At 27.2% G+C, this 13,526-nt stretch carries 13 protein-coding genes; 1 reads left to right on the top strand and 12 read right to left on the bottom strand.

Annotated features, from left to right (window positions below):
* Positions 1-42: 42 nt before the first annotated feature.
* The 4 genes from JWF52_RS07195 to JWF52_RS07210 form a co-directional block, all read right to left on the bottom strand.
* A complete protein-coding gene (locus tag JWF52_RS07195) occupies positions 43-2,061 on the bottom strand; it encodes an FtsX-like permease family protein (RefSeq protein ID WP_208332894.1) in 2,019 nt (672 codons plus the stop codon).
* The gene (locus tag JWF52_RS07200) at positions 2,045-2,812 is read right to left on the bottom strand and encodes an ABC transporter ATP-binding protein (protein ID WP_208332895.1); all 768 of its coding nucleotides are present in this window, start codon (positions 2,810-2,812) and stop codon (positions 2,045-2,047) included. The genes JWF52_RS07195 and JWF52_RS07200 overlap by 17 nt, the downstream gene beginning before the upstream one ends.
* A gap of 193 nt (positions 2,813-3,005) precedes the next feature.
* On the bottom strand, positions 3,006-4,052 hold the full coding sequence (locus tag JWF52_RS07205) for a sensor histidine kinase (RefSeq protein WP_208332896.1): 1,047 nt from the start codon (positions 4,050-4,052) through the stop codon (positions 3,006-3,008).
* Positions 4,053-4,055: 3 nt separating this feature from the next.
* Positions 4,056-4,724 (bottom strand): response regulator transcription factor, encoded by a 669-nt coding sequence (locus tag JWF52_RS07210; protein WP_208332897.1) that lies wholly within the window; start codon positions 4,722-4,724, stop codon positions 4,056-4,058.
* A gap of 189 nt (positions 4,725-4,913) precedes the next feature.
* On the opposite strand from JWF52_RS07210, the gene JWF52_RS07215 reads away from it, so the two are divergent.
* A complete protein-coding gene (locus JWF52_RS07215; protein WP_208332898.1) occupies positions 4,914-5,084 on the top strand; it encodes a hypothetical protein in 171 nt (56 codons plus the stop codon).
* 157 nt (positions 5,085-5,241) lie between these two features.
* Here JWF52_RS07215 and JWF52_RS07220 read toward each other — a convergent pair whose 3' ends face one another.
* From JWF52_RS07220 to JWF52_RS07255, 8 genes are all read right to left on the bottom strand, one after another.
* Positions 5,242-6,162 (bottom strand): ABC transporter ATP-binding protein, encoded by a 921-nt coding sequence (locus tag JWF52_RS07220; protein ID WP_208332899.1) that lies wholly within the window; start codon positions 6,160-6,162, stop codon positions 5,242-5,244.
* On the bottom strand, positions 6,149-7,138 hold the full coding sequence (locus tag JWF52_RS07225; RefSeq protein ID WP_208332900.1) for an ABC transporter ATP-binding protein: 990 nt from the start codon (positions 7,136-7,138) through the stop codon (positions 6,149-6,151). Before JWF52_RS07225 ends, JWF52_RS07220 begins: the two co-directional genes overlap by 14 nt.
* A gap of 31 nt (positions 7,139-7,169) precedes the next feature.
* Positions 7,170-8,003: a nickel transporter permease gene (nikC, locus tag JWF52_RS07230; protein ID WP_208332901.1), complete on the bottom strand. Its 834-nt coding sequence runs from the start codon at positions 8,001-8,003 to the stop codon at positions 7,170-7,172.
* 4 nt (positions 8,004-8,007) lie between these two features.
* Positions 8,008-8,940: a nickel ABC transporter permease gene (gene nikB / locus JWF52_RS07235; RefSeq protein WP_208332902.1), complete on the bottom strand. Its 933-nt coding sequence runs from the start codon at positions 8,938-8,940 to the stop codon at positions 8,008-8,010.
* 106 nt (positions 8,941-9,046) lie between these two features.
* Entirely contained in the window at positions 9,047-10,651 is a 1,605-nt protein-coding gene (gene nikA, locus JWF52_RS07240; protein WP_208332903.1) for a nickel ABC transporter substrate-binding protein, read from the bottom strand.
* 930 nt (positions 10,652-11,581) lie between these two features.
* A complete protein-coding gene (locus tag JWF52_RS19260; protein ID WP_286184046.1) occupies positions 11,582-12,229 on the bottom strand; it encodes an SHOCT domain-containing protein in 648 nt (215 codons plus the stop codon).
* Positions 12,230-12,260: 31 nt separating this feature from the next.
* A complete protein-coding gene (locus JWF52_RS07250) occupies positions 12,261-12,365 on the bottom strand; it encodes a DUF4428 domain-containing protein (protein ID WP_208332904.1) in 105 nt (34 codons plus the stop codon).
* Positions 12,366-12,623: 258 nt separating this feature from the next.
* Entirely contained in the window at positions 12,624-13,520 is an 897-nt protein-coding gene (locus tag JWF52_RS07255; RefSeq protein ID WP_208332905.1) for a sensor histidine kinase, read from the bottom strand.
* Positions 13,521-13,526: the final 6 nt, after the last annotated feature.

A 13,526-nucleotide genomic window follows, 5' to 3' on the forward strand; every position in this document is an offset into this window, starting at 1 on the left:
ATTCTCAAAAATCATACCCAAGATTAAATATTTTTCTTATTATTAGTCATTATTGACTATTCTTTTATATCCATTATAAGTTGCTATAAAATAAATTCCATAGACAACTAATATCGCTCCAATAGAAACTATATTGTTACTTATCATATCATGGTCTCCAAAGACTTTAATAAAATTATTTGCTACCTTTATTCCACATATACTATGAACTAATGCAAGCCCTATTGGTAAAAAGAAGTACAGTAATACTTGTACAAATATTGACTTATTTATCATTTCTGTACTTACTCCAAGATTTCTAATCGCCTTATATCTTTCTATACTTTCAGTAGCTCCAGACAATTGACTAAGAGCAAGTACTGCAGCACTTGATATTAAAAATACTATTCCTATATATATACCTACAAACAAGAATATATTTGCTGTTGCCATGTTACTTTCAAAACATAGTATTTTTGTCATAGCTGATATTTTGATGTCTAATTTTTCAAAATTATTAGTTGCTACTTTTTCAAGATCATTTAGTACCTTACTCTCTGTTTCCAATTTATTTCCTTTGTAATTAAAGCTTAGGAACTTTTTATAAATATTCATATTTTCAACTTGTTTATCATCTACTATTAAAGTTAAAAAATTCATACTCATCGGAAGTGTTTCTATTGATTTAAATTCATAATCATTTTTAATGTTTAGCTTATTATTATTTATATCTATAATATAGTTTTTCTCTATAAAATCTACAATAGGTTCTCTCATAGATTCCATATCTGTAAGTAATACAACTTCATCTTCTTTTAAATTTATTTCTTCTTCTCCTTGAGTTTTCATAACTCTATTATAATCAGATATTTTAATGACAGGCACATTAAATTCTCTCATAGAGTCTATCTGCTTTTTCAAAAATTGGCTATTAGTCTTTTCAAACATTTTTTTAAATGGAATATTATTATCATATAAATTATACTTTATAACCTCACTAGCATAATTACCTAAATGTATACCTTTAGATTTTAAAAATTCATCAATTTCTATGTTATCTTTTTCTTCTAAAGCCTCTATATACATTGACATATCAAATGGAGTTTGAAATCTTACTGTATTTTCAAGAGTACTCTTCATCCCAATGCCAGTTGAAGACATTCCTATTGCTATAAATAACATTAAACATATTATACTCATAGATACATAATGAAGATTTATTTTGCTGTTTAGTTGTCTTAAAGTAAATGTATTAAGATTTTTTAAGTAATAATTTTTACTACTTTGTGTAACTTTTATTAAAAATCCAGCTAAAGCTCTGAAAAATAAAACTGTCCCTATAATTCCTAAAATTATGGCTCTATTAAATTCTTTACCATTCAAATTGAATATCTGATTATCAAGGATAAATTTGTATGCAAAAGCTAAACAAACTATAGACATTACAAATAAAAATACTGATAGTAAAAGATTTGTACCTTTAAGCTTTTGATTAGCTTTTGACCTATATATTAAGTCTATTAAATTGTATCTTGATACTACTACAAAATTTAAAAACATTACTACAAAAAACATTATTCCAAAATAAAATACTGTTTTTAAACAAGATTCTTTTGAAAATACAAATTGATATTTTGTCATACTCGCTTCAAACAGTTTAGCAGTTATGCCAGCTAAACCTTGTGATAAAAATACTCCTATAAATATACCTACTAAAAGTGATAAAATCCCTATTATAATAGTTTCTACAAATAGCATTATTGATATTTTACTTTTGCTAATACCTAAGGTCATATATATACCAAATTCTTTATTTCTTTTCTTTATTATAAAGCTGTTAGCATATATTACTAGAAATCCCAAAATACATGATACAAATCCAGAAACTACTGATATTACTCTTGATATTAACTCTACAAATACTTTTTTACTTTCTGGTAAGTCCATCATTATAGTCTGAGATTCTAATGAGTTAAATACATAGAATATGCATACACCTAATACTAGAGTTAAAAAGTATATAGTATAATCTTTTATACTCCTTTTTACATTTCTTGAAGATAACTTAAATAACATTTTCATTGTCACCTCCAAGCAGCGTTACTACTTCTATTATTCTTTTGAAAAAGTCTTTTCTACTATCATTTCCCCTTATAAGTTCGTTAAATATCTTACCATCCTTTATAAATAATATCCTTTTACAATAACTTGCTGTAAAAGCATCATGAGTAACCATAATTATTGTAGAATTTAAGCTTTCATTCAAATCTTCCATGCTTTCAAGGAGTATCCTTGAAGACTTAGAATCGAGTGCACCTGTTGGCTCATCAGCTAGTATCAATGATGGATTAGTTATTATTGCTCTTGCAGAAGCTACCCTTTGCTTTTGACCACCTGATATTTCATAAGGAAACTTATTTAATATATCTGATATATTAAGCTTATTAGCTACTTGTTTTACTTTTATATCTATCTCTTTTCCCTTTACTCCTATAACTGATAATGCTAATGATATATTTTCATAAACATTTAATGTATCTAGTAAGTTGAAATCTTGAAATATGAATCCTAAATTTTCTCTTCTAAACTTTTCTATATTTTTTCTAGATAAAGTGGTTATGTCTTTACCTTCTATATTTATTGATCCTGTTGTTACCTTATCTATTGTAGCTATACAGTTTAATAAAGTAGTTTTTCCACTTCCACTTGGACCCATTATTCCTACAAATTCACCTTTATCAACTTCAAAAGATATATTATTTATAGCTTTTGTTAAGTTCCTCTTATTTCCGTAGTACTTTTCTATGTTTTTTACTTGTAATATTGTACTCATATTTTACCTCCCTAAAATATCCCATCTACTATCTAATAAATTTTTCTCTAGTGTATCTATCTTATACAGTCCCACAAGCCACTTTTACTTGATTTCATTTTTGTTATATTTATAGTTTATAGATATTAGAGGTTTTCTTTAATAACTAAACCTTACATAAAGCTTACATCAATGTAAGTTTCAGTTATATATATTAATTATTTATCACTCTCATTGTGTTATTTTCTGGGAAGGTAATCTTAACTATTGTATATTCATTTACTTTTGAGTATATTGATATACCTAAGGACATTTTATCTGCCAGTTTTTTAGATATATACAGTCCCATGCCTGTTGATTTTTTTAATTTTCTTCCATTAATCCCTGTAAATCCTTTTTCAAATACTTTCTTTACATCTTTTTCATCAATTCCTATTCCATTATCCTCAATGTATAACTCTGTGCTGTGATTGTGTTCTTTAATATAAACTTTTATTTTTCCCTTTTCTTTTTCTAATTTCTTATTTACATTTTTATTAGCTATGTATTTTACAGAGTTAACTATTATTTGATTTAAAATAAATTCTAACCATTTATTATCACAATAAACTTCCCTTTCAAAATCTTCTATATCTATTGAAATTTGCTTTTCCCTAATACTTTTTTTATTTTTCTTTATTACGTTATTTGCACATCTTCTTAAGTTTATTTTTTTCACTATATAATCTCTTTCTAGCTCATTACTTTTAGAATAATATAGTACTTGATTTATGTAGTCTTCAACTTTCTCTATTTCCTCTAAGATACTTAATGTATGTTCGTTTTTATTATTTTCTATTACCAGTTTGCTTGAAGCTATTGGTGTTTTTATTTCATGTACCCACATATCTATGTACTCTTTATACTCCTCTTGCATAAATAAGTACTTATTTACTTCTTCATTCATACATTTGTCTGTAATACTAAGTACATCATATAAAATCTGGCCTTCTATAAATTCTGGCCTATTTATTATTACTGGTAGTAAGTACTTTTTATCTAAATGTCTTAAAATATTTTCAACTTCATTGTAATAGATAGCTTTTTTATTATAGTCATGTATAATTTCAATAGCATTCAATACAATCCATAACATTATTATAAATTTTATAGTTATAACTTCTACTTGAAGCAAATTTAATATATACACTACAAAAAATATAAATACTAGTCTTAATACTATGTATAACTGTTTATCTTTTATATATTTTTTTATGTTCATAATTTACGGCATTATATAGCCTACACCTCTTCTTGTTTGTATATAATCGCTACATCCTACAGTTTCTAGTTTTTTTCTAAGTCTATTTATATTTACCGTTAGTGTATTATCATCTATAAATAAATCTAAGTCCCATAAATAGTCCATTAGGTCTCCTCTAGATACTATCTTACCTTGATTTTTCATTAAACAATTAAGTATCCTAAATTCATTTTTCGTTAACTCTAATTCCTTATCATTAAAATAAATACTATTCTTTGACAAATCTAATTCTAATTTTTTATAAGTAAGGGTTTTTACTGATGTTTTTTTATAGGTTCTTTTTAGAATTGAATTTATATGAGCTAGAAGTATTTGAGTATTATATGGTTTTGTTATAAAATCATCTGCTCCTAGATTCATACTCATTAGCTCGTCCATTTCTGTATCTCTGCTTGTCACTACTATTATTGGTACATCTGATTTTTTCCTTATTTCTCTACATATGTAGTAACCATCATATATTGGTAGGTTTATATCTAATAATATTAAATGAGGATTTTCATTTAATGTATTTTCTATTATATTTTCAAATTCTTCCATTATTACTACTTCATAGTTATAATTTAGTAAGAAATTTTTGAGTTCTATTCTTATTTTTGCATCATCTTCTATTAGAATAATTTTTTCCATAATACTCTCCCCCTTTTATTATTTTACATTAATTATTATATCAATTCTTAATTATCTTTAGGATAGAACAAAGAAATGTTATAGATAAAAGTAATAATAAGTTAATACAACAAAAGAAACTACAGTCTATGAGTGGTAGTTTCATATAGTCATCGTTCCTACATTAATCAGGAAGAAGGTGCTATCTATATGGAACTAATTATAAATTTTATTGTAGGAGATATTAGATCTGTCTGTATTGGTCTAAGTACTAATTACATATATGATAAAATAAAAAACCACTTATATATTGCTAAAAATCAAGGTTTCGTTTTACTTGCTATATATGTATCCTATATGACATACACAATAATGAGATAATTAAAAGAGAGTGCTTATAAATGATTTATTAAGTCATATAAAAAGCACTCTCTTACATCTATCTTCTTTTATACCTTTGTATCTCTTTTTCACTAATAATCTTTAAGCTTCCATCTCCAACAATATAAATTTCATCACAAAGTTTTTCAATTAATTATTATGCATAATGACACGCAATTTTGTGCCCCTCAGATACTTCAACAAGTTTTGGAGAATTTTCTTTGCAAATATCTCTAGCATTTATGCATCTATTAAAATAAGGACATCCATCTATACTCTCACAGTTATTAACTTCTTCTATCACATCATCAATTTTACTTCTATATTGATATGATGATGCTAACAGCCTTCTAGTATAAGGATGCTTCATTTCATAAAAATCTTTTATATCTTCTATATGCTCCATAATCTTTCCCTTATACATAACGACTATTGAATCTGATAGATAATACACTGCTTCTAAATCATGAGATATCAAAATATAAGTTAAATCTAAATCTTTCTTAAGATCTGATAATAAATTTAGAATTTGTGCTTGTATTGAAATATCTAGACTGCTTAAAGGTTCATCAAGAACTAATAGACTAGGACTAGATGCCAATGCCCTTGCTATACATATACGTTGTAACTGACCTCCACTAAATTGGTGTGGAAATTTATTTTTATCACTTCTATTCATTCCAACTTTTTCTAGAAGATCTTCTACTCTTTTTACTTTATCTTCTTTTGATAATTTATAAAAATTACTTAGTGGTTCTCCTATAATTTCTAGTACTGTACTTCTTCTATTTACTGCTGCTAGACTATCTTGAAAAACCATTTGTAATTCTTTTCTAAGTACATCTCTTCTTTTAATATCTCGTACTTCTTTACCTTTAAAAGCTATACTTCCATCTGTAATACCTTCTACTCCTAATATCATTTTACCTAAAGTACTCTTTCCACAGCCACTTTCTCCTACTAATCCTATACACTTGCCTTTTTTAATATTTAAACTAACTCCATCAACTGCATATAATTTCTCTTTACTTTTTAGTTTATATACTTTTTTTACTTCCTTTATATTAAGCAGTTCCAAAACTATATGCCTCCTCCTCAAAATGAATACATCTTACCTCGTGATTTTGATTTATTTTAATACTAGAAATCACATTATTTTTACATTTTTCATTTTTTCTATTACATCTATTATAAAATTCACATCCATCTCCTCTTTCAAATAAGTTCGGTGGTGTTCCCTCTAATATAGCTAATCTTTCTTTAGAAAAATTAGGTCTAGATGATATTAATCCTTTTGTGTATGGATGTTTTGGACTTATCATAATTTCATTTATAGGTGCTTTTTCTACTATACTTCCGCCATACATTACTAGTACTTCATCTGCTAATTCTGATACTACTCCTAAATCGTGAGATACTAGAATTATTGAAGTACCTAAATCCTTTTGCATTTTAGAAAGTATTTTTATTATTTCGTATTGAACTGTTAAATCAAGAGCTGTAGTTGGCTCATCAGCAATTAATACCTCTGGCTCAAGTGCAATTGCTATTGCTATCATTATACGCTGTAGCATACCACCACTTAGCTCAAAAGAATAACTATCTAATACATTTTTAGGATTTTGAATTTTCATCTTATTGAGAATATATATGGCTTTTTTTTCAATATCTTTTTTAGACATATTTTTATGAGTAGTAAGTGTTTCTATAAAATGATATCTTATAGTTCTAAGAGGATCAAAGGCGCTCATTGGATTTTGTGTTATTAGTGCAATATGCTTTCCCCTAAATTTATTCATATCTTTATTGCTTCTATAAGGAATTGGTGTTTCTCCAAAGTAAATATCTCCATTTATAATCCATTTTTTATCTTCTAAAAGCCCTAGTATTGCAGAACATGTAATAGACTTACCACTACCACTTTCTCCTATAATTCCTATGGTCTTTCCTGGGTCTAAGTCAAAGCTTACATCCTTTACTGCTATTAGCTTTTGATTTTTATAAATTAATTCAATTTTTAAATTATCAATTTTTAAAACGGAATTATCTCCCATGTTTAAAATCCCCCTATAAAATTAATATTTACTAACTAACTACCTCTTCTAAAGTATCTCTTAATTTATCTCCTATTATATTTGTACTTAAAACTACAAGTAAAATCATAATACCTGGCCAAAACATTAGCATTGGATTGCTATGCATAAATGAACGTCCATCATTTATCATCATCCCCCACTCTGGCAGAGGTGCCTTAACTCCAAGCCCTAAAAAAGAAAATCCTGATACTGCTAATATTGTGTGACCAAAATCAATTGTTATTATAGCCAATACTTGCGGAAAAATATTTGGCAAAATAGATTTAATTAAAATTTTTATGTTTGATGATCCAACTAATTTACTACAAGCTACATAACTTAGCTCTCTCTCCCTTATTGTCAAATTTCTTGATACTCTTGCATACCAAATCCATTGTACAGAAATCATAGCTATGATAATATTTTTTATACCCGGTCCTAAAAAACTTACTATTACTAAGGTTAAAACTAAACTTGGAAAAGAGTATAATACATCACATAATCTCATAATTATCATATCTATTTTCCCACCTTTAAATCCTGATAACATTCCTATAAATATTCCAAAAGTTGATGATACTGCACATGCAATTAAAGAAAATCCAATGGTTGGTCTAATACCATGAACTATTCTAGAAAATATACATCTACCCATATTATCAGTACCCATAGGATATTCTATGGATATAGGCATAAACTTTTTTGTAAGCTCCATTTCCAAAGGATCATGTGGTGCTATAATTGGTGCAAAAATTCCTGTTATTATTACTATAATTATAAAAATAAAACATAATAGTGTTAACTTGTGTTTTAATAGATTCTGTGTAATTTCTTTTATATTCATAAATCTATCCTTCCAATCTTATTCTTGAATCAATGCTTGCACATGCTAAATCAGCTAAAAGATTACTCAAAATAAATATTACTGCCATAAGTATTATGTATCCTTGAATCATAGGATAATCTCTTTGTGAAATTGACCCGACTATTACACGTCCAAGACCTGGCCATGAGAAAACATTCTCAACTATTACACTTCCTGATAACATTCCTCCAAAATTCATTCCTAGAGAAGTTATTATCGGTATCAAAGAATTTCTTAAAACATTATTAAATAATATCTTTTTTTCACTTATTCCTCTTGCCCTAGCATAAGTGACTGATGGTGACTTCATATTTTCTAGTAAGCTATTTCGTAATATTCTCGAGTAAGTTGGAACATATCCAAAAGCTAATGTTATTGATGGTAATATAATATTTGATAATTTCTCAGCTCCAGCCACTGGTAATATGCCTAATTTTATTGAAAAGAATTGTACCAATAAAAATCCTAGCCAAAATGTAGGCATAGACGAACCAATAAATGCAAATATACGACTTAGATTATCCACTCTTTTACCTGGGTGAGTTGCTGAGTACATACCCAGTGGAATACTAATAACAAATATCCATAATAGTGATGTAGCTGCTAACATCATAGTATATTTTAGACCTGATAATAACTCTTGAGATACTAAAGTTTTAGATATATATGATGTTCCTAAATTAAATTGTATTACGTTTTTTATCCAATCAAAGTATTGAACTATTATAGGTTTATCTAATCCTAGGTTTGCCATTGCTATTTGTATGTTTTTTTCAGTTACAGGAATATTTGCTGTAGTTAAATATGCTGTTGCTGCATCTCCTGGCATAATCCTAACTAAAAGAAATGCTACTACTGAGATTCCAATCAATATGGGTACTAATGTAATCAGTCTCTTTAAAACATATTTCTTCATTATAAGTCCTCCTGTCTTATAATTACAATAAACTTAAACTCTAGTATTAATTTACTATAACTAGAGCTTAAGTTTATTTATACTTTAATCTAACTATGTATTTATCTTATTTAGACTCTCTAGTAACATCTTCAATTGGTATGTAGTAAAGTGTATTAAACTTTATTCCTTCTAAGTCTTTATCACATGCAACTAATCTTGTAGTCTTAGAAATTGGTAAGTATACTGCTTGATCATGTAATGTTGTTAATATATCAGTATATAGTTCTTGTCTAGTCTTTTCATCATTTTCGACTATAACCTTACCTATTTTTTCATCTAATTCGTTCTTCATAGGAAGTCCCTTTTGAGCTTGATAATCTGCATATCCCTCATTTTTCATAGAAGCTACTAATGTATGTGGATCATATGGATCTCCCCATGTTTCAGTTATAGTTATGTCAAAATCACCACTCTTAGTCTTATCAATTAAGGCTTGTCTTTCTTGAGATTCTAAGTTTATCTTTACACCCATCTTTTTATATTCACTTTGTAGTACTTCTCCTAAAGATTTGTATATGACATTATCCCCATCATAATAAAAACCTAATTCTAGTTCTTTTCCATCTTTAGATCTATACTCTTTACCTTCTTCTAATTTCCAACCCGCTTCATCAAGCATTCTTCCTGCTTTTTCTAGGTCATATTCATATTTTGCTAAATTGATATCACAATAAGGAACATTTTTATCAAATAATGTATCTGCCGGTTCTTGCAACCCATAAAATACATGCTTTGAAATAACTTCTTTATCTACTCCGTGTTGTAATGCTTTTCTCACTTTTAAATCTTTTGTAGCTCCATTAGTAGCATTTACGATTAAAGAAACTGTACTTAAAGGCTGTGAAACCTGAGTTTTAAATCCACTTGATTTCAATTCATTAAATGCATCTGGTGATAGCCTACTTTCAACATCAAATATCATATTAACTTCTCCAGCTTTTAAAGCATTTACTGCAGTATCACCATCTGGAGTAACTACCATTTTAACTTCCTTAAACTTTGGTTTTTCTCCCCAATAATCTTCATTTCTCTCAAGAATAGCATACTCTCCTGCTTTATGCTCTTTTAGCTTCCACATACCTGTACCTATTGGCTCTTTTATTTTTTCAGATGTATCTCCATCATCTGGAAATGATGCCTCAGCCATTATACGAACCGGTCTAGATAAAGCAAGTTCTTGTAGAACTGGATAATATGACTCTTTATACTTTATTTTTACTGTATGGTCATCTACTACCTCTACAGATTCCATTAAATTAACTGACTCCAAGAAAGAATGCGCATCTTTATTCTTTAAAAACGCATCAAAGTTCTTCTTAACTACTTTAGCATTAAGTTGTGAACCATCAGTAAATTTTACATTTTTTCGTAAATAGAAAGTGTATTCTTTACCATTTTCTGAAACATCCCATTTTTCTGCTAATGCAGGCTTTACTTCCCCTTCTTCAAAAGTAGTTAAGCCTTCATACAAAAAGTTTTGACCATACATAGGACTATATCCATGTGCATTTAAGTCTCCAATGTCATTAGCCGTTGCTATTACTAGCATATCATTTTTTTTGTCTTCTTTATTCCCCTCACTAGTTGATGAACTGCATCCAATCATGCTCGCTGCCATTAAGCTTACTATTAAAAATAAACTAAGTTTCTTTCTAATACCCCTTATCATGATATACCCCCTCAATATATTTTTGCATAACAAAAAATACCACAAAAATATCATTCTACTTCATGTAGAAATTTCTACCTTCATGGTACTTTCTGTATATATAACCTATTAATTTAAGTATATTGAATATTTTATAATAAATCAATACGTTACGTTAATAATTTAATTTTAAAATTATTTCTATATAAAATCTTTGCATTTATCTCCATTCTTAACTAAATCATGAAATTTATTCATTGAGTGGCTTGTAAATGAAGATGTATATATCACTTCATTTTACAATCTTAAGCTACCTGGATATAAGGTTTTAAATAAAAATAAAATGGGCTATTGTTGTTCACGGATAATTCCTTACTTAAGAACTCACTGAAAAAGTCAAGGTGATTACATTGCAATGGAACGGGATTATAGAAAAGATATAATAGATTGGATTAACTTAATTGTTAAATCTGATAAAGATTGTGAAATAATTTTACACGATACTTCAATGGTAAAAGCAACGGACTTTCACCGTCAAGTTGTTGCCTGTTCCGTACACACAAAAACACACTAACAAAATTGTCAATGTGTTTTCGTGGATTTCAATGGTGGATACGAAGGGAGTCTATAAGTAGTTTTTAAAACTTTTTATAATTGTATATAACCTAGTATTATCAATATAACTTTTAAAAACTCTGTGTGCAGTTATAATTAAGTCGAACTTATAAATCACTTAGGCATTAAAATATTATTTCATAATTTATTTTAGATAATATTCTATATTATAAGTACAGTATTTTTTAATAATAAAAAGTATCTAGTATAAAACTAGATACTTTTATTCATTCTATTATATATAGTGACTAATTACTACATATAGGTACCATTTCTATTTTATAATTGGCTTCTATTTTTTTAATCAACCATTATAATTTTTAAAATCATCTTGAGTTAACTTTCTAAAAGTTGTTTTTTCTTTGTGTCAAACTCTTCTTGTGAAATTATTCCCTCATCTAATAACTGTTTAAACTTTCTAATTTCTTCAGAAACATCTAGTATCTGAGATGAACCACATTGTTGCTGTGCAGTATCTTGTGTATTTCCATTAATTATTATGGAAAGAACTGAAAGAATATCATATGCAAAACGATATGCATTTTGACAAAAAGCAGTATTTGTTTTGGTCTGCCTAGAAATTAGTTGAACATAAGCAGTAGGAGCCGTTAAATCATTTACTGTAATCCTAACTCTTAACGTGTTAACAAAAGCTTTTTTAGTTTTTTTAGATCCAGTTACAGATCCTACAACTGCGCCTACATCACCTGCAATCATACCTCCAACAATAGCACTGCCAAGACCACCCTTTGTAACATTTACATCATCTTCTAATAGTTCACAATTTGAAATATCTTCATAATTGTAGATTTGAAATTTTATTTTTTGCCCTTGAGTGGAATTGATAATTTTAATTTTACGTTGATTTTCATCAAACTCTAAGAAACTTCCTATGCTCTTTGTAACATGAAATTTTTCTAATTCTTCTTCGTTTTTTTTATCATTATACAAAATTGATTTTATTCTTTCAGTACTAAATTGCATAATTGGTACATTTAAATTAAAACCACATTTTTTAAAACATTTTTTTACATATCAATCCATCTTGTGTTTTAAATCTATTCAATCCTGCCTTTTCTCCACAAATATCACAAATCACTGAAATTGAAAAAAAATCCATTCCTCATTCTCCCATCTTCATACATAATATAACAATTATAATTTATTTCACCATAATATTACATAAAACTAAATAAGTATATAACCTTATAAAATGTGTTTTAAATCTACCTACTTTGATTTTTATATAAAAAAAGTATTGATTTTTCAATCAATACTTTTTTGTGGATTTCAATGGTGGAGACTATTCACAGGAATAATACCCACGTTTTAAATATTTATTGGAACACTTATCTAGTTTATCTTAAAATCATCTAAACTAAAACTTAATTTTAAATATAATATATCCTTTATCTAATTTAGCCTCAATTTTTCCATTCATAGACTCAACTAAAAACTTAGTTATAGTTAAACCTAGTCCCGAACTATCTCTACTCCTTGAATTATCCTTAATATAGAATCTATTAAACAATAAATCTAACTCCTCTTTATTTATATCATCTACATCATTTTTTAACTCTATAATAATTCCATTATCTGTCCTATTCATTGAAATACAGAACTTACTCTTACTATATTTAGTAGCATTTTGAATTAGATTATGAAATACTCTTTCAATAGCATTTTTGTCTAAGTTTACAAACATCGGTTTTTCTTCTAATTTTATGTCCACATCTATATTCTTATTCTCAAAATCATTATAAAACATAAGTATCTGTTCTTTTAATTCTTTATTAATATCTATAATTTCTATATTAAAGTTATAATCATTATTTTCAAGCCTGCTTAAATCATAAAAATCTTGAATTAGATTTTGAAGAACTTTAGCCCTTTTTTCTACAATCTGAATATAATCTTTCTTTTCATTTTCCGTAATATCCTCATCATCTATTAACTCTAAATATCCTCTAATAGAGGTTAATGGAGTCCTTAAATCATGAGATATATTTTCAATTTCTTTTCTAATATCTTCTTCTCTTTTTATATATTTTAATTTATAGTTTTGTGTTTCTTCTAAATAGTTATTTATCTCAACTAGTAATTTTTCTAAATTTCTATCTGGATATCCTAATTTAAACTTTCGATTTGTATCCATATTTTCAGAAATATATTTAAAATCTTTAATTACTTTATTAATATTTCTAGAAAGTAAGAAAAAGCGTGTAGAAAAATATACACTTGTTATTAATAACATTAATAAAATCAATTTCATCATCTACAC

Origin of the sequence: Clostridium sp. CCUG 7971, assembly GCF_017590215.1 — a bacterium.
Taxonomy (GTDB): domain Bacteria; phylum Bacillota; class Clostridia; order Peptostreptococcales; family Peptostreptococcaceae; genus Faecalimicrobium.